Origin of the sequence: Planotetraspora sp. GP83, assembly GCF_041262585.1 — a bacterium.
GTDB lineage: Bacteria > Actinomycetota > Actinomycetes > Streptosporangiales > Streptosporangiaceae > JAOEGB01.
The window spans coordinates 23557-50299 of the sequence record NZ_JBGCBZ010000029.1; the positions used below are offsets into that span (position 1 = coordinate 23557).

The following is a 26743-nucleotide window of genomic DNA, read 5'->3' on the forward strand; positions in this document are numbered from 1 at the left end:
GGACCCTAACCGCAGGCGCCGACCCACTCGGCGTCGCCGTCGGCGAACACCTGGTGCTTCCAGATCGGAACCTCGTCCTTGAGATCGTCGATCAGCTTCCGGCAGGCCTCGAACGCCTCGCCCCGATGGGGGCACGCGACCGCCACGACGACCGCGATGTCGCCCAGCCGAAGGTCGCCGACTCTGTGCACGGCCGCGAGCGCCGTCACCGGGTAGTCGCCCGCGACCTTCTCCGCCACCTGGCGGAGCACCTCCCCGGCCGATGGATGGGCCGAATAGGACAGGAGCGTCACCGGTCTGCCGTGATCCTGCTCGCGCACGGTCCCGACGAAGACGGCCGTGCCCCCCGCCGCGTGATCCCCGACGGCGCCCAGCACCTCGTCCACGGACAGCGGAGTGTCCCGAATCCCCAGCAACCGGATGACATCCACCCCCCGAGAGTAATATGCGCGCCCTTCCCGCAACTCCGCGACATTGCCCTACCGAAGATCGCCCCTTCTGTGGCCAACCGGTGTGCGAGGGGGCGCGGCCGTGTCTGGACTGAATCAAACACGCCGTTTGCGGCGGGCGACGCGGACGATGGCGGCGGTGCCGATGACGGCCACGGTGGCACCCGCGGCGGTGATCGTGGCCTCCTTGCCGGACAGGCGGCGGCCGACGACGGCGTGCTTGCCCTCGCTCAGCTCCAGCAACTCCTGCAGGGCGGCGGCGTTCGTCCAGCTCGGTTTCCAGCCGGCCTCGCGGAGGGAGGCGCAGTCGACGACCCATGGATAGACGACATAGTGCAGGTCGGTCGCGGGGGCGGGGGTGATGCCGAGCCGGTGCAGGCGCTGCGCGGTGCCGAAGGTCAGCCCGGCGGGCAGCTCGAAGCGGCGCAGCCCGGAGATCTCCTCGACCTGGTCCATCTCCAGCCAGCCGTCGGAGCCGACGGCGACCACGCCCGTCACCTGGCCGAGCGCGGCGAGCTCCAGCGCGGACACCAGGTCCTCCACGTGGCAGAACTGCCATCGCGGCAGGCAGCCCTTGACCACGAGCAGCCGGGGAGCCTCGAAGTGGCGGGTGACGACGGTGTCGATGCCCTGCCCCACCAGGGCGGCGGGGCGCAGGACGGTCACTTCGAGACCGGGGTGCGAGCGCAGCGAGCGCCGGACCAGCGCCTCGGTCTCCAGGTAGTCCCCGACCACGCCGGTGTCGGGCTCCGCCGCGACGGGCGCGTCCTCGGGCAGCGGCACCGCGTTGTCGGCGGCCGCGCCGTACACCATCGCGCTGGTGACGAGCACGACCCGGCGGACGCGCGCGGCCGCGCAGGCGGTGAGGACGGTCTGGGCGGCCCGGAGGTTGTAGCGGCGGCGCTCGGCCGCGTCGGAGTTCAGCGAGTCATTCGTCCCAAGATGGACCAGAACATCCACATCTGAGATCCGGTTCGCCAAGAGCGGATCACGGATGTCAAGGACGCGCCAGGTGACGTCCGGGACGTCGCCGCGGTGGTCGTCGATGGCCACGACTCGGCGGAAATCCGCAGACGAGGCCACTTTCGCGAGGAACGCCCTGCCGATTCCAGAGGCGGCGCCGGTGACGGCGACGACGGGCGGACGAAGGCGTTTCGAGGTAGGCACGAGGTCCTCACTTTGCACTGACCCGCCCCACGGCGGATAACGTGGCGGATGTGGACTCCTCCATCCTGCACGAGGTGGCGCGGTGACTGACCTGCCAGGTCGCGAAAACGACCCCAACGAGAATCCGTTCGCCATGTTCGGCAGCCCGGAGCAGATAGCCGCGGCCATGCGGCAGTTCGCGGACATGCTGTCCGCCTCGCCGGACGCCGGACCCGTCAACTGGGACATGGCGAAGAACATCGCCCGGCACGCCGTGGCCGCCGAGGGCGACCCGAGCGTCATGGAGGGCGAGCGACGCCAGATCGTCGAGGCGCTCAACCTCGCCGATCTGTGGCTGAACGAGGTGACGGCGCTCCCGAGCGGCGTGGTGAACCCGCAGGCGTGGAGCCGGTCGGAGTGGATCGAGAAGACCGTCCCGGTCTGGAAACAGCTGTGCGATCCGGTCGCCAACCAGATGGTCGAGACCATGGGCGGCACGCTGGGCGCGGCCGGGCTGCCACCCGAGGCGCAGGCCATGGCCGGGCCGCTCATGGGCATGCTGAAGCAGATGGGCGGCATGATGGTCGGCCAGCAGATCGGCCAGGCCATCGGCTCGCTCGCGCGGGAGGTGGTCGGCTCCTCCGACATCGGCCTGCCGCTCTCGGACACGGCCGCGCTGCTGCCCGGCGGGATCGCCACGTTCAGCGAGGGCCTGGAGACGCCGTCCGAGGAGATCAGGCTTTACCTGGCTCTGCGCGAGGCGGCGCACCACCGGCTGTTCCAGCACGTCCCGTGGCTGCGGGCGCATCTGCTCGGCGCCGTCGAGGAGTACGCCAGGGGGATCACCGTGGACGTCTCCGCCCTGGAGGAGAAGCTCCAGGGGCTGGACATCGGCAACCCGGCGCAGATCCAGGAGGTCCTCGGCGGGGGCGAACTGCTCAAGCCCGAGGAGACCGAGCAGCAGAGGGCCGCGCTGAGCCGTCTGGAGACCGCGCTCGCGCTGGTCGAGGGCTGGGTCGCGACGGTGGTCGACTCGGCCGCCGACGGCAAGCTGCCGTCCTCCGCCGCCCTGGCCGAGACCGTACGGCGCCGCCGCGCGACGGGTGGACCCGCTGAGCGGACCTTCGCCACGCTGGTCGGCCTGGAGTTGCGTCCAAGGAGGCTCCGCGAGGCCGCCGCGCTGTGGAAGGCGCTCGGCGACGAGCGCGGGATCGACGGCAGGGACGCCGTGTGGAACCACCCCGACCTGATGCCGACGGCGGACGACCTGAACAACCCGGAGTCGTTCGTCAAGGGCGAGGCCGAGCTGGACCTGTCCGCCCTTCAGGAGCCCAAGGACGACACAGGCCCTTGATTTCCATATCGTGATCACGTGCTTTCCATGTCGTGATCGCGGATCTCCATGTCGTGATCATGCACGGGTTCCCGCATGGCGGCTCTGATGTGCGACTTCGCGGTTCGCGATCTGGCACTGGCGCAATATGCATGATCACGGATGACATCCGTACAGCTCAGTACGCACGTACGGGAATCCGTGCGATCACGCGGTTGCATTGGAGCAGGACAAGGCGCCACCGCGGGAAACCGGGCATGATCACGGCAAGGGGACGGCGGGGGTTGGGTAGGCTGCCGCGGTGAGCCTGCATCGTGACGCGCAAGCCGTGCTGACCGGGTGGTCGGCGCCGACGGCCGACGAGGAGCTGCTCCGCAAGGAGTTCCTGGACCACCTGCACGCCTATGACGACGCCATGTCACGTGAATGCGTGCCGGGCCATCTGACGGCGACGACGGCCGTGCTGTCGCACGACGGCGCGCGGGTGCTGCTGACCCTGCATCCCAAGGCGGGCATGTGGCTCCCGATGGGCGGCCATTGCGAGAGTGACGATCTCTCGCTTTTCCAGGCCGCCCTGCGGGAGGCGACGGAGGAGTCCGGCATCCCAGGTCTCGTGCTGCTGGACGGTCCGCTCGCCCTGGACCGGCACAAGGTCTGGTGTCACCCTCCGCACAGCTGGCACCTCGACGTCGAGTACGGCGCGGTCGCCCCGGCCGGAGCCGAGGCCGTGATCAGCGACGAGTCGCTCGACCTGCGCTGGTTCGCCATCGAGGAGATCCCCGAGCTGAGCGACGAGGCGACCCGCCGGCTTGCCCGGCGAGCCCGGGAACGCCTGCACGCCGGCTGACCGCGCATGGCGCCTCGGCCCCATCGTCACCGTACGGCCGGGGGCCGGGGCCTGCACATGATCTGCACATATGTCTTACGTCCCCTTTCATCTTCGCCGGTTAGGGTCGGCCCCATGACGAAGGTCGACGTAGGCGGGGTGGTCACGACTCCTCGGCGACGGCGTCGGCGGGTGCCCGCCGCGCTCGCGTGGGTGGCCGTCACACCGTTCGTGGTGTGGGCCGTGGCACGGCTGGCGGGGCTCGACCGCTGGCCGGTCATCGTCGAGCTCATGACCGGCACGCCCTACGTCGCGGCCGCCTCACTGGGTGCGGCGCTGATCGCGGTGGCGTCTCGCAACCGGGCCGCCATCGCCGTGGCCGTGGTCACGTCCGTCATCATGGCCTGTGTGGTGCTGCCGCGGGCGTTCGGCTCCACGCCGACGGCCACCGGCCCGACGCTGAAGATCCTCACGAGCAACCTGCTCTTCGGGAACGGCGACGCCCAGACCGTGGTCGACCTGGTGCGGCGCCTCGGCCCGGACGTCCTCACCACCCAGGAGCTCACTCCCGCCGAGGTCGAGGCCCTGAAAGCGGCCGGTCTGAGCACGCTTCTGCCGTACGAGCACGTGGAGGCGGGTGAAGGCCCCTCAGGCAGCGGGATCTTCTCGCGTTATCCGCTCACCGAGCTGCCGGACTTCGCACCCAGCGGAGGCCACAACATGCCGTCTGCCCGGTTCACCCTGCCGACCGGGCAGGTCGTCGAGATCGTCGATGTCCACACCCTCGCGCCTCTGGGGCCGGACGTCGCGACCTGGCAGGCGGACCTCAAGTCGCTTCCTTCGCCGGCCGGCGGCGTGATCCGGATCCTGGCGGGCGACTTCAACGCCAGCCTCGACCACTCCGCGCTCCGGGACGTGCTCTCTCGGGGATACGCGGACGCCGCCGACGCGACCGGGACCGGTCTGAACACGACCTGGCCCGCCAACAGGCGGCTCCCCCCGCTGATCACCATCGACCACGTGCTGTACGACCAGCGGGCGTCGGCCCTGAGCACCAGCGTGCACGCCGTGCCCCGAACAGACCACCGCGCCCTGTTCGCCGAGCTCCGCCTGGCCGTGAAGCCCTAGCTGAGGAGGGCGCGGGTGTTGTCCCAGCCTTCGAGGCCGGGATCGAGGCGGGAGATGTCGGCCGGTTTCCTGAGGCGGTGCCAGCCGGGGCCGGTGGCGACCATGCGAGGCCCCGGGGCCTGACGGCGCAGCCGTGCGACCAGGTCGGGCTCGTCGAAGTCGGGAGCCGCCCAGTCCGGGAACGGCAGGCGCGCCGCGATGGCCACCGCTCCCCCGCCTTCGGCCTGGCAGACGGTGATCTCGGCCCGGCCCAGCTCCCGGAAGAGCTTCCCGATCAGCAGAGGCGGCAGGTCCGGCGCGTCGGCGCTGATCACCACGCCCTCGGTTCCGTACGGGAGGGCCGCGAATGCCGCGGAAGGGGAGCCGATGGACAGCACGGGTGTGCCGGGCCAGGCGATCGCGTCGAGCCCCGGCACCCCGGCGGACAGGATCACGGGCTCGACCAGCTCCAGCCCGGCGGCCATCTCGTAGGTGTCCTCCGCCATGGCCAGCAGGAACTCGGCGGGATCGACGCCCGGGGGCGCGGCGTCGGCCATCGAGGGCGTGACCAGGACCGCGGCGATCCGGGTCAACACTCCTCCGGGGAGCCGCTGGCCGCCATGGAGAAGCCCTCGAGGAAGCCTCTGGCGCGTTCCGCCCGCGGGTAGCGCTCGACCAGGGCCCAGAACCTCGGGCCGTGACTCGGGACGAGCAAGTGGACCAGCTCGTGCATGATCACATAGTCTACGACCCAGGCGGGCATGCCCCGGAGCCGCGCGGAGAGCCTGATCGTTCCGTGGTCGGGCGTGCAGGAGCCCCACCTGTGAAGCTGGTTCTCGACCCAGCGCACGCTCGTGGGCGTGGCCCTGCCGTCCAGGTAGCGGTTCGACAGGTCCATCGCTCGATCGAGCAAGTCGTCGTCGCTCGGGCGCCTCCGTTGCTCCTTGGCGGCAAGCCGATCGAGCATGCGGCGCACCCACTGCTCCTCGTCGGTCGTGCTGAGACCGGCAGGGAGCAACACGATGGTTTTGTCGCCATCGCGGTACGCGGAAACGGTTCGCCGCCGACGTGCGCTCCGACGAACCTCGACTGTCTCGGGGGGCACATATGAAAGGTAGCCGACACGCGCGGATTTCCACAGGGGGTGGAACGCGTTCTCCCTGGTCAATCGAGCAAACGCGACCTTGCGGGCATGGAAACTCCGCCGTCCCCCATGTTCAGCAGCCCCAATCACCCCGGTAATTATCCACAGCCCCCGGCATTCCGGCCCGCATGGGGGGCGATGTGTGCCAAGGTCTGGCGGCTATGAGACCACGCCTGAAGCCCGTCCTGCGCCGCGTGGAGCGGGACGGCCAGACCCTGCAGCTCGGCGTCCACCCCCACCGCGCCGTGGTGCTGACCGGCCTGGAGCCGGCCGTACGCCGGCTGATCGACAGCCTGGACGGCACCCGCACCCTGGAGCAGGCCGTGGCCGAGAGCGATCTCGACGATTCGGCGGCACGCGAGGTGATCGCCCTCCTGGTGGCGCGCGGCGTGATCGACGACGCGGCGGTCCGGCCGCGCCCGCTCGCGAACCTCACCATGGCGGAGCGGGAACGGCTCCGCCCCGACCTGGACAGGCTCTCGCTGACCTCGGCGGACGGCGGCATGGGGACGCTGGAGCGCAGGAGGGCCGCCCGGGTCCGGATCTACGGCGCGGGCCGGGTGGGCGCCCAGGTCGCCGTCCTGCTGGCCGCCTCGGGCGTCGGCCACATCTGCGTCGTCGATCCCGGCGAGGCCCGGCCGGAAGACGTGGTGCCGGGCGGGCTCGGCTACGCGGATGTGGGTACGGCCCGCGAGGAGGGGGCGGTCGCCGCCGCCCGCGTGATCGCCCCCAGCGTCAACGCCTGGACGGGCCGGACCGCGTCGCGGCTGAGCGACGGCGCGTCCCGGCCTGATCTGGTGGTCCTGGCTCCGGTGGGCCCGCTCGACTCCGTGCTGGTCCACGAGATCGGCACGGAGCGGATCCCGCATCTGCTGGCGACGGCCTTCGAGGGCTGCGGCTCGGTCGGCCCCCTCGTGATCCCAGGCGCGACGCCGTGCCTCCACTGCCTGGATCTCACCCGGCGCGATCGCGACCCCTCCTGGCCGGCCGTCAGCGCCCGGCTCGGCGGCTACCCGGTGGGGGAGATCGCGTGCGACACGACACTGTCTTCGCTGGTCGCGGCGCAGACGGCCGGACACGCGCTCACCTACCTCGACGGAGGCGGTGTGACGAACGGCACACTCGACCTGATGCCCGACTGGCGTTGGCGTCACCGCTCCTGGGAGCGCCATCCGCACTGTCCTTGTAGTCGAAACGACCTGACTTCGCTAACAATGGTCACGTGAGCGACCTTCCCCATCGTGCGGTGACCCGTTCGGCCAAGCTGGCCACGCTCCCCCTCGGGTTCGCCGGCCGTACCGCACTTGGCCTGGGAAGACGGCTCGGCGGCGCGTCCGCGGAGATCGTCGCGCAGGAGATACAGCAGCGCACCGCCGAGCAGATCTTCAAGGTCCTCGGCGAGCTGAAGGGCGGGGCGATGAAGCTCGGCCAGGCGCTGTCCATCTTCGAGGCGGCCCTTCCGCCCGAGATCGCGGGGCCGTACCGGGCGACGCTGACCAAGCTTCAGGACGCCGCGCCGCCGCTTCCGGCGACCGCCGTTCACAGGGTCCTCGCAGAGCAACTCGGCGAGGACTGGCGGGAGAACTTCGTCGAGTTCGAGGACAGGCCCACCGCGGCGGCCTCCATCGGGCAGGTCCACAGAGCGATCTGGCACGACGGACGCGTGGTGGCCGTGAAGATCCAGTACCCCGGCGCGGGAAAGGCGCTGATCTCGGACTTCAACCAGCTCTCCCGGCTGGGCAGACTCTTCGGGGCGCTGCTGCCGGGACTGGACATCAAGCCGGTCCTGAACGAGCTGAAGGAGCGGGTGGCCGAGGAGCTCGACTACTTCAAGGAGGCCGAGGCCCAGCACGCGTTCGCCCAGGAGTTCAGGAACGATCCAGACTTCTTCGTGCCCGATGTCATCGCGGCCAACGAGCAGATCCTGGTCACCGAGTGGATGACGGGCACCCCGCTGTCGAAGATCATCACCGACGGCGCCAAGGAGGAGCGTGACCGGGCCGGCCTCCAGCTCGTCCGCTTCCTCTTCTGCTCCCCGGCCCGCGTGGGCCTGCTGCACGCCGACCCTCACCCCGGCAACTTCCGGGTCATGGAGGACGGCCGGCTGGGCGTGCTGGACTTCGGGGCGGTCAACCGGCTGCCGGACGGCTATCCCCCTGTGTTCGGCACCCTGACCAGGATCTTCAACCAGGGAGACATGGAGACGGTCGTCCAGGGACTGCGCGCGGAAGGCTTCATCCGGCCGCACATCGAGGTCGACGTCGACGCGCTGCGCGCGTTCCTCGCCCCCTACGTCGAGCCCACCCGGGTGGAGGAGTTCACCTTCAGCCGGGACTGGCTGCGGCACCAGGCGGCGACCGTCGCCGACCTCCGGCCGAACAACGTGGTCCGCCACCTCAACCTGCCCGCGTCATACGTGCTGATTCACCGTGTCCACGCCGCCGGGGTCGGCGTGCTGTGCCAGCTCGGCACCACCGCCCGGTTCCGCGACGAGGTCGTCCGCTGGGTCCCGGGCTTCGGCGACGACCCCGGCGACCCCGAGGACACCCCCCTCGCCGTAGTCTGACCCCCTGTAGAAAACTTCTTTGCGTGTCGGACCGATCCCGTAGAGTAACCATCATGGTCACCCCCGAGGAGATCCACGCTCGCCAGGACCTGTGGATCAACATGCCTGCAACGCAATGTCGCACTCATCCAGCAGGACATGTCACAGGCGACAGCCAGCATCGATGTAATGACGGATTATGTCGCGGGCCTCACCGTCAGCGTCGCGAACCTAACAAAGGACGCAAACGAGACAAGCGGTCGACTGGACGGAGTCGGGAAACGAATGGACGGAGTCGATAAACGGCTGGACGGAGTCGATAAACGGCTGGTGGACATCAACGCCACACTCAATGAGGTGCTGCGGCGGTTGCCGGCACCGAGCCCGAGCTGACGCGACGCCGGGAGCGTACGACGAAAGGCCCGGGCCGTTGGGACCGGGCCTTTCGCAGGTGGGTCGTCACTCGCTCATGACGCTGCCGTCATGGGCGATTCACGCGGTTTCGTCATACGCGCGAGAGCGCGTAGCGGAGGCGCTCGGAGGCTCGCTCGACCTGCCGGCGCGCTTTCCGCACGCTCCTGATCCGGCTGGCGAGTCGCTCCTGCTCCGCCTCTCGGTGGAGGTTCCGTATTCGCTCGTCGACCAGTTCGTGATGCGGATACAGGGAGGTCGCCGGGGAGATGGTCATTACAGGTGTCCTTTCAAGGTGGTGCGTAAGCGGTGGTTCAGGCAGCGACAGGGGACTTGCGGGGGCGTCCACGCGGACGCTTCCGGGGAACGACGGCCCCCCGCAGGATGAGCTCGCCGCCCCAGACGCCCCAGGGCTCCTCGCGCTCCAGCGCGCGGGCCAGGCAGGCCTTCTGGATCGGGCAGCCTCCGCAGAGCGCCTTGGCGAACTCCACGTCCTCCGGAGACTCGGCGAACCACAGGTCGGGCTCGGTACGACAGGGGATTTCGGCTTCGATCAGGTCCATGACCGGGGCCGCCATCTGCGTCACCTCTTCGAATGGGTTTGGTCGGTTTGTCCTCGTGGTGGCGGATTCGTGGCCGGAGAAACAAGAAGGCCGCGGATCCTGTTGGGGATCCGCGGCCTGGAGATGGAGACCGGTCAGGTTGTGACTGGTTCTCTCCAGGCATAATGCGGACCCCGCACTCCACCATTGGCGGTGTGGTTGGTCTGCTCATCGCCCATCGGCCGGTCCGTCAGGATCGGTCGGTAGGCGGGGATGCCGTAGCTGGCCACGTCGGCGAGGACGCCGAAGACAGCCGCGCCAGGCTCACTGACGATCAGCGCCTGGGCGCGGGCGGCCTTCGCACGCCGCAGTTTCGACTGCGTGACGACGGAGGCGGCGGCCGGGCATGCGGAAGCGAGCCACGGGGTGGCAAACATGATCGTGCTCTCCACAGGACTCACCTCCACTCGGAATGCGATGGCCGGACAGGACCATCCGGCTGACTTGATGAAGACCCTAAACTGATCCGCAGAACCGGGCAACCTATTTTCTACCTGCGATTTTCACGGCTTCGTGACATCTTTGCTGACGCGGATCATGCACTCCTGCACCACCGAGACCACGAGCTCGCCGGAGGGCGTGAACATCTCACCGCGGGCGAGACCGCGGGCGCCTCCCGACCACGGCGACTCCTGGGCGTAGAGCAGCCACTCGTCCGCGCGAAAGGGGCGGTGGAACCACATGGCGTGATCCAGGGACGCGCCGGTCACGTTGGACGAGCCCCACGCGAGCCCGTGCGCGAGCAGCACGGTGTCCACGAGCGTGAAGTCCGAGGCGTAGGCCGCCAGCACGACGTGCAGCAACGGGTCGTCGGGCAGGTCCGCGTCGTACCGGAACCACACGCTGTTCTCGGAGCTGATGAGGCTGGGGTCCTTCTGGGCCTCCCAGGGCAGCGCGTTCACGTACCGGGAGTCGACGGGGCGCGGCTTGGACAGCCAGTCGCGCCACATGGGGTCGTCGCCGACGACGCTTAACATGCGCTCGTGGAAGGTGGGCAGCGCCTCCGGAGCCGGGACCGACGGCATCGTCACCGCCTGGTGGGAGACACCCTCCTCCGTGATGTGGAACGACGCCGACATCGTGAAGATGGCCCTGCCGTGCTGGATGGCCACCACCCGCCGGGTCGTGAACGAGCGCCCGTCCCGGACCCGCTCGACGTTGAAGACGATCGGGATCGCCGGGTCGCCCGGCCTGATGAAGTAGGCGTGCAGGGAGTGGACCATACGGTCGGACGGCACCGTGCGGCCCGCTGCCACGAGGGCCTGCGCCGCGACCTGGCCGCCGAACACCCGCTGGAAGCGCTCCTCGGGGCTGCGTCCCCGGAAGATGTCGAGCTCGATCTGCTCCAGGTCGAGCAGATCCAGCAGCTCCTTGAGAGCCGAGTTCACGGGGGCCTCCATCAAGCGGGGGTTATTACTGACCAGTAACACTAGTCGCGGCGCGGCACAGGTCGAGCACCGCTTCGCCGTACCGGTCAAGTTTGACGCGTCCGATTCCGGCGATGGCGAGAAGGCCCTCCTCGGAGGTCGGCACGCGCTCCGCGATGGCCTGGAGGGTCACGTCGGTGAAGACCACGTAAGCGGGGACCTTCGCCTCCTTGGCGACGGCCGTACGCCAGGACTTGAGCTTCTCCAGCAGTTCCTCGTCGTAGTCGGCGGGACAGGTCGAGCAGCGGCCCAGCTTCTGCTCGGCGGCCGCGGCCAGCGTCCTGCCGCAGATCCGGCAGTGCAACGGCGCCGCGGGCTTCTTGCCGCCTCCGGCGGGCCGTTCCGTACGGCTCACGCTCGCGGTGCGCGGCGAGAGCCCGTCGAGGAACCGTGACGGACGGCGTGACCGGCGGCCGCCGGGAGAGCGGGCCAGCGCCCACGACAGGTGGAGGTGCTCGCGGGCCCGCGTGATGCCGACGTACAGCAGCCGGCGCTCCTCCTCGACCTGGTCGGGGGTCTCGGCGTAGATGATCGGAAGCATGCCCTCTGTGAGGCCGATGAGGAAGACGGCGTCCCACTCCAGGCCCTTGGCCGCGTGCAGCGAGGCGAGCGTCACACCCTCGACGGGCGGCGCGTGCTGCTCCATCGCCCGTCGCTCCAGCTCGGTGACGAAGCCCGCCAGGTTGGCGCCCTCTGTCGCCATGTCCTCGGCGAGATCGGCGAGCGCCTTCAGCGACTCCCACTTCTCCCTGGCCTTGCCGCCGCCCGGCGGCTCGGGGGTGAGCCCGATGCCGGACAGGATCGCGTGGACTTCGGGGGCGAGCGGCTCCTCGTCGTTGGCCGAGCGGGCGGCCCCCCGCAGCAGGACGACGGCCTGCCGCACCTCGGGCCGCTCGAAGAACCGCTCCGCGCCGCGCAGCAGGTAGGGCACGCCGGCCTCGGTGAAGGCCTGCTCGTAGGCCTCCGACTGGGCGTTGATCCGGAAGAGCACGGCGATCTCCCGGGTGGGCACGCCGTCGGCCATGAGCTTTTTGACCGTCAGCGCGACGCCCATCGCCTCGGCGGGCTCGTCGTCGTATTCGGTGAAGACCGGCTCGGGGCCGTCGGGCCGCTGGGCGACCAGCTCCAGCCGGTGGACCGACCGGGCGATCACCCGGTTGGCCAGCGACACGACCTGCGGGGTCGAGCGGTAGTCACGGACGAGCCTGATCACGTTGGCCGAGGGGTGCTCGACGGCGAAGTTGGTCAGGTAGTGCGGAGTCGCCCCCGTGAAGGAGTAGATCGTCTGGTTCGGATCGCCGACCACGCAAAGATCGTCACGCCCGCCGAGCCAGGTGTCGAGCAGCAGCTTCTGCAGGGGGTTGACGTCCTGGAACTCGTCGACCACGAAGTAGCGGTACTGCTGGCGGATCTGGCCGGCCACCTCGTGGTGCTCCGTCATGACGGCTGCCGTCAGCTCCAGGATCGTCTCGAAGTCGATCAGGTTGCGCTGGCGGCGGAGGCCCTCGTAGGCGTCGTAGAGCCGCGCGACCTCCTCCGGCGCGATCGGCGGGGTGCGCCGGGCCTTCGCCGCCGCGGCCGGGTAGTCCTCCGGGCCGATCTGGGTGACCTTGGCCCATTCGATCTCACTGGCGACGTCCCTCAGCTCGCCGCGGTCGGGGTTCCTCCGGAGGTGCCGGCAGGCCTCGATCAGCAACGGCAGCTTCGACTCCACCACTCGCGGCGGGTCGCCGCCGATCACACGCGGCCAGAAGTAGGTGAGCTGGCGCAGCGCGGCGGCGTGGAACGTGCGCGCCTGGACGCCGGACGCCCCGAGGCGGCGCAGCCGCTGCTTCAGCTCGGCCGCCGCCCGAGTGGTGAACGTCACCGCGAGCACGCCCTGCGGCTCCACGACCCCGCTCTGCACCGCGTAGGCGATCCGGTGCGTGATGGCCCGCGTCTTTCCCGTGCCGGCCCCCGCGAGAACGCACACAGGACCGCGCACCGCCTGGGCGACCTCGCGCTGCTCGGGGTCCAGACCCTCCAGGATGTCCAAGTAGGGCTCCCAACATGCGATGCGGACGGATGTACTGGCATCATCCTTCCAGCAGCGGACCGGGCGTGTCCCCGGACCGGGTCGGCAAGACGGCGACACCAAGGCGTACCAATGCGTTACGGCGGCACTACGACGGCCGCAGCGGGGAGGACACAGCCGTGAGGACAAGGGTGGGAACAGCGGTAGTAGGTGCCGGAGCGCTCGCCCTCGCCGCCGTTCTGCTCGCACCGACCCATGCCGGGGCCTCGACGGTGGCGAACGCCACAGCGGGAACCACAGCGGGAACCACAGCGGGAACCAGGGCGGAGCCGGCTCCCACCGTCACTCCGACGCCCAGCCCCAGCCCCACTTCCACGCCGACCCCGACCCCGACCCCGACCCCGACCCCGACGGCCTCGGCGCCCTCCGATATCAAGATCCGGACCTTCTCGTACGGCCCGCACGTCCGGCAGCGGATGGACGTCTGGTGGCACACGACCGGCGCGCGGCGTCCCGCGGTCTTCGTCATCCACGGCGGCTGGTGGTCTGGCGGCGACAAGAAGTACATGACTGAGGTCAGCCGCAGCTATGCCCAGCTCGGCTACACCGTCGTCAACCTCGACTACCGGCTCTCGGGGGACGCGGTCTGGCCGGCGCAGCGGACCGACGCGATCGACGTGATCGCGACCGTGCGCAGGCACGCCGCCCTGTTCAACACCGACCCGGACCGCTACGTCATCGTCGGCTTCTCCGCAGGCGGCCACATCGCCGCCGCGATCGGCACGTACGGCGACGGCCTTCCCGGGCTCCGCGGGGTCGTCGGCGTCTCCCCCGTCGTCTCGCCGCTCACGGCGTACACCGACGGGGACAAGGGCGGCGACGCCGAGCAGCGCAAGCTCCGCCGGGCGGCCATCGTCCTGGCCGGTGGCTGTGACCCGGCCGAGTGCCCGAAGACCTGGTCGAGCATGGAGGTTCCGTTCCACGCGACGGCCGGGGACGCCCCCGTCCTGACCGTGCACTCCGCGGACGAGTTCGTCCCGCCGTACCAGAGCGAGATGCTCAGGCAGGCGCTGGGCGCGGTGGGCGTGCCCATGACCATCAAGACCATGCCGGGCACCGAGCACAGCGCGCCGCTCTACCGGGAGCCCGGAGTCGCTGAGACCGTCCAGGCGTGGATCGCCGCGAGGCTCGCTCGCTAGAAGTCCCTTCAGGAAGGCGCTGAAAGCCCGGTTTGAGCGGGAACAGGACGATGGCGGGCCGTGTTGCCAATGACGCTCGCGTTCGCGCACCGGAAGGGACGATCATGGCGCTCACGGTCTACACCACGAGTTGGTGCGGCCCCTGTAAGCGGCTCAAGAGCCAGCTGACCCGCGAGGGCATCGCCTACAGCGAGGTCGACATCGAGCGGCACCCCGACGCCGCCCAGTTCGTCATGAGTGTCAACAACGGCAACCAGGTCGTCCCGACGGTGGTGGCCGACTGCCACACGATGACCAACCCGTCCGTCTCGGAAGTCAAGCGGCACCTCCAGGGCGCCTGCTGAGCGCCTGCTGAGCGGTCGTCCCCCGGCTCACCACTCGCCCGGGATGGCCGAGCCGTACCAGGTCTCGATGAGCCTCCGCGCGATCGAGACCTGGCCCGGCAGGGCCAGCTCTCCCGACTCGACCTGGGCGGCCAGCTCCGCCCTGGACAGCCAGCGCGCCTCGGCGATCTCCTCGCGGTCGGGCCGGAGCTCCGTCGTGGTGGCGCGGGCGACGAAGCCGAGCATCAGGCTGCGCGGGAACGGCCACGGCTGGCTCCCCATGTAGCGGGGAGCGGTGACGGTGACGCCGACCTCCTCCAGGACCTCGCGCATCACCGCGTGCTCCAGCGACTCCCCCGGCTCGACGAAACCCGCCAGGACCGACATCCGGCCTTCCGGCCATTCCGGGCCGCGGGCGAGCAGGACGCGGTCGTCGTCGTCGAGGACCAGCATGATCACCGCTGGATCGACCCGAGGGAAATGCTGGCTGCCGTCCTTCGGGCAGATCCGCATGTGGCCCGAGGCGGTGATGTCCGTACGGCTCCCGCAGCGCGGGCAGAACTCGTGGGTGTCGTGCCATGCCTCAAGGGCGACGGCGTAGACGAGCAGCCCCGCGTCACGGTCGTCGAGCAGCGCCCCGGCCTGCCGCAGCCCCGCCGCCTCGCCGGGCGGGAGCGGGGCCTTGACCGCGAAGTACGGCACGCCGTCCGCGTCCACCCCGAGCAGGTAGCGGGGGCCCTCGGGAGCCTCCAGCGGGGACATGAGCACGAGGGCCGCGTCCTCGCTGAACCGGCGAATCAGGGTCTGGCCGTCGTTCACGATCAGGACCCGCGTCTTCTCGTCGGCCCAGGCCCGCTCCAGCCACTCCCCGTCGCCCCTGAGCGCCGCCGAACGGTCGATGGCGCTCCGCGCCAGGAGCAGGGGCCCGAGCAGACCTTCCGAGATTTCCACGGCGTCATCCTTCCATGAGTTCTTCCGGGAGTTCTTCCGGGAGTTCTTCCGGGAGTTCTTCGGGGAGTTCTTCCGGCAACACGTGGCCGCCCGTGGGGATTCCGGCGCGCGGACCGATGTCCAGGAGGCTAGGATGTCGTAGGTTAGGTAAGCCTTACCTATGGAGGCTCCGCGTGCGGCTCTACCTCACGGCGCTCAACCCGACGGACTCCGTCATGGGCGGCTTCCTCCCCGCGGCCGCGTCACTGGGCTGGGACGTCACCGTCCTCACGAACCAACCGGACGGCTACCCCGGCCACGAGGTCATCGAGACAGACGTGCGCGACACGCGAGCGATGATCGACGCCATCGCCGGGCACCACCGGCCGGACGTCGTCTTCTCGAACTCCGACCACCTCCAGGCCGAGACCGCCCTGGCGGCCGGATACTTCGGGCTGCCGGCCAAGGACTGGCGCGCCTGCGTGACCGCCAAGAACAAGGCCCTCATGCGCCGCCGCCTCGCTCCCGTGGAGTCCGTCCGGTCCGTACGGCTCCCGCCCGGGGCGGACCTTCCGCCGGGCTTGCCGTACCCCGTCGTGGTGAAACCGGCGGCGGGGGTGGCGAGCGAGGACGTCATGCTGGCGGCGGGCGCCGGAGAGCTGGCCGAGGCCGTCGCCGGGATCAGAACGCGGCGGCCCAGCGACGTGCTGGTCGTGGAGGAGTTCCTCGTCGGGCCGCTCCACACGCTGGAGACGCTGGGCGACGGCCGGACGACCCGCGTCCTCGGCGGATTCCGCACCACACTGGGCCCGCTCCCGCACTTCGTCGAGGAACGCCTGGACTGGAACCCCGAACCGCCCGAGGAGCACCTGCGCCACGTGACCGCCGCTCTCGACGCGCTCGGAGTGGGCTTCGGGGTCTGCCACACCGAGTTCGTCGTCACCCGGGACGGGCCACGGATCATCGAGACGAACTACCGGCTGATCGGCGACAACTGCGACTTCCTGCTGGCCGATCTGATCGGTGCGCCGCTGTTCGCGTGGATCCTCCGGGTGCACGCGGGAGAGCCTCTCGACGCGCTCGGCTCCGGGTCTGTCGCGAGCGTCGCCGGCGAGAGCACCTCTGGCGGAGTCGTGTCGGGTGAAAGCGTCTCCGGCCTGGGCGTTTCGGATGAGAGCGCGAGACGCTTCGGGGCGGCGGTGAGCCTCGTCGCCGGGGCTTCGGGCGTGATCACTGCCGCTCCGGCGGACCTGTCAGCGGTCGCGGCCGACGGCGTCCGCCTCTGGCATCGGCCGCTACGAGCGGTCGGCGACCGGATAGAGCTGACCCACACGAACCGCGACTATCTCGGCATCGTCCGCGCGATCGGGCCGGACCGCCTCAGCGTCGACGCCGCCATCGAGTCCTTCCGCGAGCTCCACCCCTGGGTGATCGCGTGACCGACGTGTCCACCCAGGAGCGCTATCTGGCGGTGAGGGTGCTCAACGCGCTGCTCCGCGAGGACTACGCCGGCATCTCCTCGCGCCTGACCAGCGACAAGGACGGCGTCGCCCTGGTCCTGGCCTCCGGCAGGAGAGTACGGCTCTGCCCCGGCTCCCCGTTCCAGGATTTCGCCGTGGCCGCACCAAACGCCGCGAAGCGAGGGAGAGCGGCATCGGCGGACTTCGGCCTGGTGGAGGTCCTCCGGACGCTGGAAGCGGTCGCCGACCTGGCGGACGCCGAGGGAGTGGCCGCCTTCACGACCGAGTGCCACGAAACCCTCGCCGCCCTGGATCTCCACGAGCGCCACCACGAGGAGGCCATCGCCCGCCTCCTCCGCCAGGAGCGCATAGCCCAGGGAGCCGAGGCGGGCGGCCTGGCCGACGAAGACGGGGAAGCTCGCATGGGTTCGGGGTTCAGCCTGATCTTCTATGAGACGCTGGCGGCGGGGGTCGATCACCCGCTTTATCCGACGGCCCGCTGCCGCCTCGGGGTCTCGGCCGACGAACTGCTGGCACACGCTCCGGAGTTCGCCCCGAGCTTCGAACTGGCCTGGGCAGCCGTCCCCCTGGCACACGTCACGCGGCCCCCGGCCGAAGCCGCGGCGGAAGCCGGGGCCGGAGCAGACGCCGGCGCGGAAGTGGTCGCCGGGACGGAAGCCGGCGACCGCGCGGACGCCGACGCCGGGGCCAATGCCGACGTGGGTGCGGAGGTCGGGGCCGGGGCGTCCTGGCAGCCCTCGTGGTGGCCGCGGCCGGGCGACGTCGGACTGTCGCACCGGCTCGCCGGAACGCACGTCTTGTTCCCCGTCCACCCGCTCACCGTGCCGCAGCTTGCCGAGGTGCCCGGCGTGATCGTGGGGCGGAAGCCGTACCTGATGGTCCGTCCGACGCTCTCCATGCGGACAGTGGAGGTCGAGGAGCGGACGCACCTCAAGCTGCCCCTCGCGACGAGCACGCTCGGCCTGCGCAACCGGAGATCGATCAAGCCGGGCACGCTGCGGGACGGCGCGCTCGCCGAGTCGCTCCTGCGGGAGGTGCTCGAACGGGAACCCCGGATGCGGGTGTCGCTGGCGGACGAGCAGTCCTACGGGCACGCCGGGCACGAGTATCTGGGCTGGCTGATCCGCCGCGTCCCCGAGGGCGAAATCGTCCCCGTCGCGGCGCTTCTCGCCCCGTGGCCGGAGCACGCCATCCGACACTCTGAGCAGTTGTCCCGGCGGCCGGAGGGTTGGACCCGGCGGCTCCAGGACTTGGGCCCGTGGCCGGAGGATGCCGCTCCGGAGCGGGAGACCTGGCTGGTGCTGCACGAGCTCGCGGATCGCTTCTCCGGCGGCGACGTGAAAGCTCTGCTGCGGGACTATCTCGCGACGTTGTTCGCGTGGAACGTGAGGCTGTTCGTCCGGTACGGCATCGCCCTGGAGGCCCATCAGCAGAACCTGGCCCTCGTGTTCGGCGACGGGCCGATGCGGCTGCTCGTCAAGGACAACGACGGCCTGCTCGCCTCTCCCGACCGGCTGCGCGCGGCCGGGCTCGGCGTGCCGGACTTCGGTGACGACCGCATGCTCACGAACGACCCCCATGCGCTGGCCGACGTCTTCGTGACGATCACCCTCCACCTGGCCGCCGCCGCGATCACCTTCCCCGCGCTGCGCGACGTCGTGCGGGACGGCACGGCGGCGAATCTCCTCCGTGAGGAGCTGTCGGCGGCCCTGGAGCCCTTCGGCGACGACCCGATGGCGAGGCTGCTCCGCGCCCGCACCCTGGACGCCGATCGGCTGGCCGGCAAGTCGATGGTCATCGCCGGGACCTTGGTGGACAAGCGACGGTCCGGGGCCCGCGACATCAACAAGTTCTACGGCACGACGGGCCCCAACTACCTCCGCCCCCACCCCTCGCCGTGATCATGCACAGCTTCCCGCGCATCCCCTCCGACCTGCCACAACCTCGCGCGCGATCATGCATGGCTTCCCCGAACCCCCGCCCGACCTGGCCTTTTTCCATCCGTGACCATGCAAAGGGCATTTCGCATATGGACCGCCTCCTGCTCGACCCGCACACCGCCCTGGCCGAGGGGGCGACGCTCGCCGCACTGCTGCGCTGCTGCGCCCGCGAGGTGTGCGGCCCGCGCGGCCAGGTCTGGGCGGCCGAGCCGTACGTCATGCTGCGCGTCGCGGGGACGCTTCTCCGCGTCCGCGCCCAAGGGGGGATCGCGCTGCGCTTCGACGGCCCGCCGGAATGGCTGGCGGACGGATCCTGGCTCCCGCTGACCTCCGGCCTGCTCCTCGACCTCCTCCAGAGGGAACTCGCTCAACAGGAGTTCGCCCAGCAGCCCCTTCAACAGCGGCCCGTCCGACCGCAGCGCGCCACACGCGGGCTGGATCAACGCGTGGCGGACCAACGTGAGGTCGTCGGACGCGGGCTTGAGGGTGTCAACGACGAGTTCGCGGCGCAGGTGGTCTCCAGCCGGGACGCGATCGCGACGATTCTCTCGGCCCGTGCCGAAGCCGCCGAAGGCACCGCACGGGCCTCCCGTCCGCCACAGGATCCCTGGCTGGCGTCCGAGCAGGCCCTTGTGTACGGGCATCCGTTCCATCCCTCCCCGAAGGCGCGGACCGGCTCACAGTGGCCCCTCTACGCGCCCGAGGCGCACGCCGAGTTCCCGCTGCGGCTGCTCGGCGTCCGGTCAAATCTCGTGGCGGGGCAGGGTGACGCCGGCGCGCTCGACCGGCTGGGCACGGCGCCGCCCGGCTACGCGCTCCTCCCGGCGCACCCGTGGCAGCTCGACCTGCTGGCCGGCGAGCTGCGCGAACCGCTCGGCGACGGGCGGCTGATCGATCTCGGGTACGGCTCCCGCCCCGTGATCCCGACCTCGTCGGTGCGGACGGTGTACGAGCCCGGCACGGGGACCTGCCTGAAGTTCAGCCTGGACGTCCGGATCACCAACTGCGTCCGGAAGAACGCGTGGTACGAGCTGACCGGGGCGGTCGAGCTGACCGAGCGCCTGCACCCGGTCTTCGAACGGCTGGCCGACGCCTTCCCCGGCACTCGTTGGCTCCCCGAGCCCGGTTATCGTTCGGCGGCCCTCGGCACCCGGCTGCTTGAGGGACTCGGAGTCATCGTTCGATCGGGCCCCTGGGCGGTGTGCGGCCCCGGCGTCACCCCCATCCTCGCCGCGGCGCTCGCGGCCCCGCCGTACGGCATGGCGGAGGGGGACGCGGCGACGGCGGCCGGGGTGCCGGACGCTGTCCGCGCGCGCCGGGCGGGAGACCCGCTGACCTGGTGGAAGGCCTACGTCGAACGGGTCGCGCCTCCGGTGCTGGACGCCTACTTCACCCATGGGGTGGTGCTCGAACCCCACGTGCAGAACGTCCTCATCGGGGTCGACGACGACGGACTCCCCGTTGAGGCGATATTTCGTGACCTGGAGGGCACCAAGCTGGTCGCCGGCCGCCACGACCTGTCCGGATTGCCCGGACGGGTGGCTGAGGCGGTGACCTACGAGGCCGGACACGGCTGGGACCGGGTCGTCTACTGCCTCGTGGTCAACCACCTGGCCGAGGTCGCGGCGACCGTCGCCGAGCCGGCCGCGAAACCAGCCTCGCTTCTCGATCGGCTGTGGGAGGTGGCGAGGGAAGTGCTGGCGGGCTACGCCGGCGAGCACGGCCGGCCGGTTCCCCTGGCGGGCCTGCTCGCCGGCGCGCCCCTCCCCGCCAAGGCCAACCTCGCCGTGAGGTGGGCCCGTTCAGCGGACAGCGCGGCGGGATACGTCCCGGTCGCCAACCCCCTCGCGGGCTACTGGAGCTGGTAGGCCTTGAAATCGCGGATGAGCTGGTAGGTGTTCTGCAGCCCGCTGCTCTCGATGCTGCGGTAGATGCCCCACTTGGGACGCAGGTAGTTCTTGTCCCGCCACAGGTCGACGGCGGTGGTCCGCCCGCTCGCGACCACTGTGGAGCCGTCGCGCAGCGTCCAGGCCAGGTAGCCGCCGCTGTTGGACGCCTTGAACTCCCACTCGACGTCGATCCACTTGTTCTGCAGCGGCGCGTACGCCGTCAGGACGTGCTCGGTGTTGGAGTCGTCGTCCTTGAGGGTCAGCACGGTGAGCGTGGGCTTGCCGCTCCTGAGGCGCGGGGTCAGGGTCCACAGCGGACCGCCGACGTCCTGCACCTTCATCTGCATGATGTGCGTGAACTTGCTCGTGGCGGTGAGCGAGGACGGCCAGTAGGCCTGGTAGGTGATCCGCCAGGTGGTGTCTTTTTCGATCTTGTGCAGGGTGCTTCCCGTGCGCATCCCCTTGACCTCGTTGCGCTGGCGGTCGGAGCCGTCGCGGTCGCGGGTGTGCATGTCGAACCGCCAGTGGTCGCCCTCGACGTAGATGTGCTTGACGCCGGGATGCGAGTCCGACCGGTCGTCCTCTAGTCCCTCGAAGGCGTTCAACCCGTCCGACGACGGGCTCGGGCTCCACTTGAGCACCCAGGACGGGGCGGCGGCGATCAGTTTCGACCGCGTGCCAGCGACGGCCGGCTGTGCGGCGGCGGGCAGGGCGGCGGGCAGGGCTCCGGCCGCGAGCGCGCCGAGCGCGCCCGCTCCCATCGCCAGCACTCTCCGGCGTCCGACTTCTGATGGGGACATGTCGTTCACGGCTGCCTCCTAGTGAGCTGCCGGTTGGGGGGAGGAGCGGACAGACCTTGGGTGTTTACCGCAACGGTCGGGACTGTGGGACGTCGATTACCCAGTTCCGTCGCGTAATTGAGGGCCGCTCCCGCATCGCTTTCATCCAAGAGATCGGATGTATTGGAGAACATAGGGGCCTGGACACAAACCGTCAACCGAAGTCAACACATTTGACACGCAGCCGTGACGCCGCCCGCGTGTTGGACCGCTACACCGCCTCGCGGATGTAGTGGAAGGCGGGTTTCGGGTGCATCAGGAAGTCGTGGTGGGAGATGTTCCAGGCGTACGCCCCGGCCATCGCGAACTCGATCACGTCGCCCACTTCGAGGCGCACGGGCACGTCGCGGGCGAGCACGTCCTTCGGCGTGCAGAGCTGGCCGACGATGGTGACGGGCTCACCGGCGACCCGTCCGCGCCCTGCCAGCGGCTGGTCGTGGCCTTTGGTCGCCGGGGTCCGCAGGTGGTGGGTGCCCCCGGCGACCACCGCGAACAGCTCGCCGTGCACGCGCTTCACGTCGATCACCCGGGTGACGTACCGCCCGCAGTAGACCGTCAGCGCCCGTCCCGGCTCGATTCGGAGCACCTCGCCGGGACGGCGGAGCCTCGCCAGGCCCTCGCCGTACGACCGCCAGTCGAACAGCGCCTCCGGGTCGGCATAGGACACCGCCATGCCCCCGCCGAGATTGATCTCGGTGGCGCCCAGGCCCCTCGCGTAGTCGAGCACCACGGCGGCCAGCTCCAGCAGCCGCGGCGCGTCGAGCCCGCTGGCCAGGTGGGCGTGGACGCCACGCAGCCGTACGACGTCCTGCTTCTCAAGCAGCCGGACGCACTCGGCGATCCCCTGCGGATCCATGCCGAACGGCGTCGCGCCGCCGCCCATGGCCAGGGAAGCCCCGTCAATCGGGACGTCCAGATTGACCCGGAGCAGCACGTCGGCCGGGCGCCCGGGCGCGAGCAGGCGGCGCAGCTCCGTGGGGCTCTCGATGTGCAGCCGGGTGACGTCCGCGAAGAGCTCGCCGTCCGTCTTCCCCGGCCCGCCGAGCGCGACCGCGACACCTGGGAACAGGCCCCGCACGTGCGCCAACTCCCCTCCGGAGGAGACCTCGAAGCCGTCGACGTGCGGGGCCAGCGCCCGCAGCAGCTCCGGGTCGGGGTTGGCCTTGACCGCGTAGTAGAGCTCCACGTCACCCAGGGCCTCCCGTACGGCCGCCGCGTGGGCGTCCAGACCCACCAGGTCGTACACGTAGGCGGGCAGGCCAGCGGCGTGAGCCGGCTCCCAGATGGACGCTTGCGCGGGCGTCGCGACGGTCACGTCGTCATCTCCGATCAGGTTCAGGGTCAGGTCTTTTGCTCTCCGGGAGCAGAACTCCGCACCCGAGGGCCGGGTTCCCTCCACCCTGGCCGTTTCGCCGCCGGTACGGCCCGCCTTCCACTTGCTGTTACGTTCCGTTGCGCCTCAGCGACAGCACGTACCATCGGACATGTAGGGAGCCCGAGAGGATGGCGGCGACATGGCGCTCACAAAGCCCACCCGGCACGGAAGGCACCAGCACACCCCCGCTCCCCGACCACCGGACATCGAGCCCGAGCCGCTCGACGAGGAGGACGAGATCCAGCAGCTCTGCCAGGAGCTCAACGACGCCGGCTACACCGCGGAGATCTCCTGGGGCCAGGTCGTCGTGAGCCCCTGGATGAATCAAACTCGACACCGGAGAGCTATTCGACTGATGGGATCTGGTGGATCAGGGCGGTGAGGCCGTCGGCGTCGAGGAGGTCGACGGGGCGGACGGTGTCGTTCGACCGGACGTAGTGGAACGCCGCCCCCACCTTCTCCAGCGGCACCCCGGCCAGGGCCGCCCAGGCCATCCGGTAGGCCGCGAGCTGGATCGAGGCGGTGTCGGCCGCTTTGCCGGTGGGCCGCTCGCCCGTCTTCCAGTCGACCACGACGTAGCCGTCTCCCTCACGGAACACCGCGTCCATCCGGCCCCGCAGCAGCCGGTCAGCGATCATCGTCTCGAACGGCACCTCGAGATCGACCGGCTCCAGCCCGGCCCACTCGCTCTCCTCGAACCGCTCCTGCAGCTCCGCGAGGTGCACATCGGCCTCCGAGAGCTCGTCGGAGGCCCCCGGCAGCTCCAGATCGTCGATGAGCCGCTGCTGGCCCCAGCGTGACTCCAGCCAGCGGTGGAACGCCGTGCCCCGGCGGGCAAGCGGCGCGGGCTTTCTCGGCACCGGGCGCCGCACCTGCCGCGCGAACGCCGACGGATCGGTGGCCAGCGTCACGAGGGACGACACCGTGAGGCGCGCGGGCAGCTCCACGACGGCCCCGGCCCGATGCCGGTTCGCCTCGCGCTCCCTGAGCAGCAGGTCGGTGTCCCGCGCCCAGGCCCGCATCCGCTCCAGCTCCCAGTCCTTCAGGTCCGTACGGCTCTCGCCCCCCGCAGCCCCCTCGGCGTAGCCGACCGGACCAGCAACATCGGACCCGACCGGACCAGCGTCGGCGAAGCCCGCCAGGGCGTCCTCAACCAGTCGGGCGCCGTCCAGCACGGACTCGCGCACCGACACCGACGGCCACAGCGCCTCGGGGGGATCGGCGAGGAGCGGGTTCTCCTCGCTCTCGCCCAGCTCCCACTTGGCGACCTGGGCACCCGCGTCGCGGATCTCGGTGAGGAAGTCCGACGGCTCCAGCGCCTTCGATGCCGTGCCCCACCGGTAGCCCGAGGCGATCAGCAGGTAGTGGGCCCTCGTCACGGCGACGTAGGCCAGCCGCCGTTCCTCCAGGAGATCGCGGTCGCGGCAGCGCTCGTCGAAGTCGGCCAGGGCCTCCTTGTCCAGCCCCGCCAGCACCGGCAGGTCGGCCTTGTCACCACGAAGGGGGTAGGGCAGCTTGCGCGGGTTCTCCGTCCAGCGCGAGTTCGTCACAGGGGTGGCGGGGAACACGCTGCCCTTGGCCAGCCCGCCCTTCTGGGTGGTGAGCTGGGAGAGGCCCGGAACGACGACGACCGGCCATTCCAGCCCCTTGGACGCGTGGACCGTCATCAGCTTGACGCTGTTGGTGTCGCCGACCCGCCCGGCCTCCAGCCCGAACTCCTCGGTCTCGGCGGCCTTGAGGTAGGCGAGGAACGCGCCCAGCGTGGGGTCCTCCGAGTCGCCGGCGAACCGGGAGGCCGCGTCGAGGAACGCGTCGAGGTCGGCACGGGCGGCGAGCGGGCTGCCGCCCCGGGCCGCCACCTCGACGTCGAGCCCGAGCCGCCGCTCCACCTCGCTGATCAGATCCGGCAGGGGCTGCCCGGAATGGGAGCGAAGCAGGCGCAACTCCAGGGCGAGTGCGGGCAGCCGGACACGGGCCAGCGGTGAGAAGGCTTCCAGCCATTCCGGCCGATCCGGAACCTCGTCGAGCGCGTCGACCAGGCTGCCGCGCTCCTCGGCCAAGTCGGCCACGACCTGTTCGAGGGGGTCCTCTTCCTTCGGCCCTCGCCGAGTCTCGCGGTTGAGCTCACGGGCGTAGTCGCCCAGGATCTTCAGATCGGCCGGGCCGATCCGCCAGCGCGGTCCGGCGAGCAGACGCACCAGCGCGTCCCCCGCCGTCGGGTCGTACAGCGTCCGCAACGTCGCCACGATGTCGGCCACCTCGGGCACCGTGAGCAGGCCGCCGAGGCCCACCACCTCGACCGGGACGTCCCTGGCCTCGAGCGCCCGCCTCAGTGCCGGGAACTGCGACCGCTTGCGGGCGAGGATGGCCACGTCTTGCGGTTGCAGGGCATTCCCCCGTTTGCCGCCACGCTCCCCTTCGCCCCAGGGGAGCCCGTCGGGAGCGCTGTCGAGGCCGAGTGTCCTCGCGACGCCCTCGGCGATCCACTCGGCCTCGTCCTCGGCCGTTTCGTGGAAGGCGCACACCACGCGCCCCCGCCCGGCCCGGTTGTCGCCGGGTACCAGCACCGGCACCTGACGGGCCTCCCGTCGCAGCGGGCCCTGCAGGGCGGCCGCGACCCCCAGCACCCGCTCCCCGTTGCGGAAGCTCACCGAGAGTTGACGCACGGGCGCCGGATCGCCCGTCGCCGTCGGGAAGTCCTGCGGGAACCGCGACAGGTTGCCCGCCGACGCGCCGCGCCAGCCGTAGATCGACTGGCAGGGGTCGCCCACGGCCGTGACGGGATGGCCTCCGCTGTAGAGAGCCCGGAGCAGCACGAGCTGGGCGTGGCTGGTGTCCTGATACTCGTCGAGCAGCACGACCGAGAACCTGGACCGCTCCGACATGCCCACCTCGGGGTGCCGGGACGCGATCCGCGCGGCCAGGGCCATCTGGTCGCCGTAGTCGATGACCTCCCTGCTCCGCTTCAGGCGCTCGTACGCCTCGACCAGCGGGAGGAACTGCTCCCTGACGGCCTGGGTCTTGACCGGTTTCTGCTGGGCCAGGATCGTCCGTCCGGGGAGCGCGGCCAGGCGGTCCCGCAGCCAGTCGCCGACCTCGCGCACCTCATCGGGGCCGCGCAGATGCTCGGCCATCTCCCCGGCCAGCTCCAGCACGGCGGCGGTGACGCTCGGCGGCCCGAGATCCACCTTGTCCATCGGGCCGTCGTACTGCCCCACGACCCGGGCCGCCATCTGCCAGGCGACGGCGGGCGTCACCAGCCGCATGGTCGGCTCCAGCCCCTCGCGGAGCGCGTGATCGGTGACCAGCCGGGCGGCGTACGCGTGATAGGTGGAGATGGCCGGCTCCGTGTCGAGCAGTTCGGCCTCGACCAGGCCGGCGGCCGCCAGCCCGGCCAGCCGCTTGCGCACGCGCTCGGCCAGCTCGGCGGCGGCCTTCCGGGTGAAGGTGAGGCCGAGGATCTGCTCGGGCCGGGCGAGGCCGTTGGCCACCAGCCAGACGACCCGCCCCGCCATCGTCTCGCTCTTGCCCGATCCCGCGCCGGCCACGACGACGGCCGGCTCCAGCGGCGCCTCGATGACCGCCGCCTGCTCCGGCGTGGGCGGAAGGACGCCGAGCTTGCCGGCGAGGTCCACCGGGTTCAACGCGGGGCTCACCATGACGCCATCCCCGCACGGACGGCCCGGCCCAGCGGTACGCGGACGGCCCGCGTGGTTCCGATGGTTCGCATGGTTCCGATGGTTCGCATGGACGGGTCCGCTGG

25 protein-coding genes are annotated in these 26743 nt (G+C 70.6%); 12 read left to right on the forward strand and 13 right to left on the reverse strand.

Annotated features, from left to right (window positions below; genetic code table 11):
- Positions 1-5: 5 nt before the first annotated feature.
- Positions 6-431: a molybdenum cofactor biosynthesis protein MoaE gene (locus ABH927_RS30070; RefSeq protein ID WP_370027122.1), complete on the reverse strand. Its 426-nt coding sequence runs from the start codon at positions 429-431 to the stop codon at positions 6-8.
- A gap of 114 nt (positions 432-545) precedes the next feature.
- Positions 546-1616, reverse strand: coding sequence for an NAD-dependent epimerase/dehydratase family protein (locus tag ABH927_RS30075; RefSeq protein WP_370027124.1), 1071 nt, complete (start codon positions 1614-1616; stop codon positions 546-548).
- An 82-nt stretch (positions 1617-1698) separates the two neighbouring features.
- Between ABH927_RS30075 and ABH927_RS30080 the strand changes: the two genes are divergently transcribed.
- The 3 genes from ABH927_RS30080 to ABH927_RS30090 all read left to right on the forward strand — a co-directional run bounded on the left by ABH927_RS30080 (position 1699) and on the right by ABH927_RS30090 (position 4882).
- The gene (locus tag ABH927_RS30080) at positions 1699-2949 is read left to right on the forward strand and encodes a zinc-dependent metalloprotease (RefSeq protein ID WP_370027125.1); all 1251 of its coding nucleotides are present in this window, start codon (positions 1699-1701) and stop codon (positions 2947-2949) included.
- A gap of 280 nt (positions 2950-3229) precedes the next feature.
- Positions 3230-3775 (forward strand): NUDIX hydrolase, encoded by a 546-nt coding sequence (locus tag ABH927_RS30085; RefSeq protein ID WP_370027127.1) that lies wholly within the window; start codon positions 3230-3232, stop codon positions 3773-3775.
- A 114-nt stretch (positions 3776-3889) separates the two neighbouring features.
- Positions 3890-4882: an endonuclease/exonuclease/phosphatase family protein gene (locus ABH927_RS30090; protein WP_370027129.1), complete on the forward strand. Its 993-nt coding sequence runs from the start codon at positions 3890-3892 to the stop codon at positions 4880-4882.
- On the opposite strand, the gene ABH927_RS30095 is transcribed toward ABH927_RS30090, so the two are convergent.
- Positions 4879-5454, reverse strand: coding sequence for a hypothetical protein (locus ABH927_RS30095; RefSeq protein ID WP_370027131.1), 576 nt, complete (start codon positions 5452-5454; stop codon positions 4879-4881). The two genes, ABH927_RS30090 and ABH927_RS30095, sit on opposite strands and share 4 nt — an antisense overlap.
- Positions 5451-5966 (reverse strand): M48 family metallopeptidase, encoded by a 516-nt coding sequence (locus ABH927_RS30100; RefSeq protein WP_370027133.1) that lies wholly within the window; start codon positions 5964-5966, stop codon positions 5451-5453. The genes ABH927_RS30095 and ABH927_RS30100 overlap by 4 nt, the downstream gene beginning before the upstream one ends.
- A 200-nt stretch (positions 5967-6166) precedes the next feature.
- Here ABH927_RS30100 and ABH927_RS30105 point away from each other — a divergent pair, with 200 nt between their 5' ends.
- The 3 genes from ABH927_RS30105 to ABH927_RS30115 all read left to right on the forward strand — a co-directional run bounded on the left by ABH927_RS30105 (position 6167) and on the right by ABH927_RS30115 (position 8943).
- Positions 6167-7231: a ThiF family adenylyltransferase gene (locus ABH927_RS30105; protein WP_370027135.1), complete on the forward strand. Its 1065-nt coding sequence runs from the start codon at positions 6167-6169 to the stop codon at positions 7229-7231.
- Positions 7228-8571, forward strand: coding sequence for an ABC1 kinase family protein (locus ABH927_RS30110; protein WP_370027137.1), 1344 nt, complete (start codon positions 7228-7230; stop codon positions 8569-8571). The genes ABH927_RS30105 and ABH927_RS30110 overlap by 4 nt, the downstream gene beginning before the upstream one ends.
- Before the next feature lie 168 nt (positions 8572-8739).
- The gene (locus tag ABH927_RS30115) at positions 8740-8943 is read left to right on the forward strand and encodes a hypothetical protein (protein WP_370027138.1); all 204 of its coding nucleotides are present in this window, start codon (positions 8740-8742) and stop codon (positions 8941-8943) included.
- A gap of 112 nt (positions 8944-9055) precedes the next feature.
- On the opposite strand, the gene ABH927_RS30120 is transcribed toward ABH927_RS30115, so the two are convergent.
- From ABH927_RS30120 to ABH927_RS30140, 5 genes are all read right to left on the reverse strand, one after another.
- Positions 9056-9238 carry a hypothetical protein gene (locus ABH927_RS30120; protein ID WP_370027140.1) on the reverse strand — a complete coding sequence of 61 codons (183 nt, stop codon included), beginning with the start codon at positions 9236-9238 and terminating at the stop codon, positions 9056-9058.
- 37 nt (positions 9239-9275) lie between these two features.
- Positions 9276-9539: a WhiB family transcriptional regulator gene (locus ABH927_RS30125; RefSeq protein WP_370027142.1), complete on the reverse strand. Its 264-nt coding sequence runs from the start codon at positions 9537-9539 to the stop codon at positions 9276-9278.
- Positions 9540-9658: 119 nt separating this feature from the next.
- Positions 9659-9955 (reverse strand): hypothetical protein, encoded by a 297-nt coding sequence (locus ABH927_RS30130; protein ID WP_370027143.1) that lies wholly within the window; start codon positions 9953-9955, stop codon positions 9659-9661.
- 111 nt (positions 9956-10066) lie between these two features.
- Positions 10067-10951, reverse strand: coding sequence for an acyl-CoA thioesterase (locus ABH927_RS30135; RefSeq protein ID WP_370027145.1), 885 nt, complete (start codon positions 10949-10951; stop codon positions 10067-10069).
- 25 nt (positions 10952-10976) lie between these two features.
- The gene (locus ABH927_RS30140) at positions 10977-13025 is read right to left on the reverse strand and encodes an ATP-dependent DNA helicase UvrD2 (protein ID WP_370027147.1); all 2049 of its coding nucleotides are present in this window, start codon (positions 13023-13025) and stop codon (positions 10977-10979) included.
- A 158-nt stretch (positions 13026-13183) separates the two neighbouring features.
- Here ABH927_RS30140 and ABH927_RS30145 point away from each other — a divergent pair, with 158 nt between their 5' ends.
- Positions 13184-14203 (forward strand): alpha/beta hydrolase, encoded by a 1020-nt coding sequence (locus ABH927_RS30145; protein ID WP_370027148.1) that lies wholly within the window; start codon positions 13184-13186, stop codon positions 14201-14203.
- Between the two features lie 104 nt (positions 14204-14307).
- Complete coding sequence (locus ABH927_RS30150) at positions 14308-14547, forward strand: mycoredoxin (protein WP_370027150.1); 240 nt, start codon at positions 14308-14310, stop codon at positions 14545-14547.
- 27 nt (positions 14548-14574) lie between these two features.
- Here the strand turns inward: ABH927_RS30150 and nudC are convergent, their stop codons facing one another.
- Positions 14575-15477, reverse strand: coding sequence for an NAD(+) diphosphatase (gene nudC, locus ABH927_RS30155; protein ID WP_370027151.1), 903 nt, complete (start codon positions 15475-15477; stop codon positions 14575-14577).
- Between the two features lie 173 nt (positions 15478-15650).
- Between nudC and ABH927_RS30160 the strand changes: the two genes are divergently transcribed.
- From ABH927_RS30160 to ABH927_RS30170, 3 genes are all read left to right on the forward strand, one after another.
- Positions 15651-16895 carry a siderophore biosynthesis protein gene (locus ABH927_RS30160; protein ID WP_370027153.1) on the forward strand — a complete coding sequence of 415 codons (1245 nt, stop codon included), beginning with the start codon at positions 15651-15653 and terminating at the stop codon, positions 16893-16895.
- Positions 16892-18838 (forward strand): IucA/IucC family protein, encoded by a 1947-nt coding sequence (locus ABH927_RS30165; protein ID WP_370027155.1) that lies wholly within the window; start codon positions 16892-16894, stop codon positions 18836-18838. The genes ABH927_RS30160 and ABH927_RS30165 overlap by 4 nt, the downstream gene beginning before the upstream one ends.
- 128 nt (positions 18839-18966) lie before the next feature.
- On the forward strand, positions 18967-20745 hold the full coding sequence (locus ABH927_RS30170) for an IucA/IucC family siderophore biosynthesis protein (protein ID WP_370027157.1): 1779 nt from the start codon (positions 18967-18969) through the stop codon (positions 20743-20745).
- Here ABH927_RS30170 and ABH927_RS30175 read toward each other — a convergent pair.
- Both ABH927_RS30175 and ABH927_RS30180 read right to left on the reverse strand, forming a co-directional pair.
- Positions 20730-21575, reverse strand: coding sequence for a hypothetical protein (locus ABH927_RS30175; RefSeq protein WP_370027158.1), 846 nt, complete (start codon positions 21573-21575; stop codon positions 20730-20732). The two genes, ABH927_RS30170 and ABH927_RS30175, sit on opposite strands and share 16 nt — an antisense overlap.
- A 241-nt stretch (positions 21576-21816) precedes the next feature.
- Positions 21817-22920 carry a type III PLP-dependent enzyme gene (locus ABH927_RS30180; RefSeq protein ID WP_370027159.1) on the reverse strand — a complete coding sequence of 368 codons (1104 nt, stop codon included), beginning with the start codon at positions 22918-22920 and terminating at the stop codon, positions 21817-21819.
- A gap of 199 nt (positions 22921-23119) precedes the next feature.
- Here ABH927_RS30180 and ABH927_RS30185 point away from each other — a divergent pair, with 199 nt between their 5' ends.
- Complete coding sequence (locus ABH927_RS30185) at positions 23120-23362, forward strand: hypothetical protein (protein WP_370027161.1); 243 nt, start codon at positions 23120-23122, stop codon at positions 23360-23362.
- On the opposite strand, the gene ABH927_RS30190 is transcribed toward ABH927_RS30185, so the two are convergent.
- The gene (locus tag ABH927_RS30190; RefSeq protein WP_370027162.1) at positions 23325-26639 is read right to left on the reverse strand and encodes an ATP-dependent helicase; all 3315 of its coding nucleotides are present in this window, start codon (positions 26637-26639) and stop codon (positions 23325-23327) included. The genes ABH927_RS30185 and ABH927_RS30190 overlap by 38 nt on opposite strands.
- Positions 26640-26743 lie beyond the last annotated feature (104 nt).

What these genes read in the sequence shown, in the direction of transcription:
- ABH927_RS30105 (WP_370027135.1), top strand. Translation starts at nt 6,167, where the DNA reads ATGAGACCACGCCTGAAGCCCGTCCTGCGCCGCGTGGAGCGGGACGGC.
- ABH927_RS30125 (WP_370027142.1), bottom strand. Translation starts at nt 9,539, where the DNA reads ATGGCGGCCCCGGTCATGGACCTGATCGAAGCCGAAATCCCCTGTCGT.
- ABH927_RS30115 (WP_370027138.1), top strand. Translation starts at nt 8,740, where the DNA reads ATGACGGATTATGTCGCGGGCCTCACCGTCAGCGTCGCGAACCTAACA.
- ABH927_RS30170 (WP_370027157.1), top strand. Translation starts at nt 18,967, where the DNA reads ATGGACCGCCTCCTGCTCGACCCGCACACCGCCCTGGCCGAGGGGGCG.
- ABH927_RS30090 (WP_370027129.1), top strand. Translation starts at nt 3,890, where the DNA reads ATGACGAAGGTCGACGTAGGCGGGGTGGTCACGACTCCTCGGCGACGG.
- ABH927_RS30150 (WP_370027150.1), top strand. Translation starts at nt 14,308, where the DNA reads ATGGCGCTCACGGTCTACACCACGAGTTGGTGCGGCCCCTGTAAGCGG.
- ABH927_RS30190 (WP_370027162.1), bottom strand. Translation starts at nt 26,639, where the DNA reads ATGGTGAGCCCCGCGTTGAACCCGGTGGACCTCGCCGGCAAGCTCGGC.
- ABH927_RS30120 (WP_370027140.1), bottom strand. Translation starts at nt 9,238, where the DNA reads ATGACCATCTCCCCGGCGACCTCCCTGTATCCGCATCACGAACTGGTC.
- ABH927_RS30185 (WP_370027161.1), top strand. Translation starts at nt 23,120, where the DNA reads ATGGCGCTCACAAAGCCCACCCGGCACGGAAGGCACCAGCACACCCCC.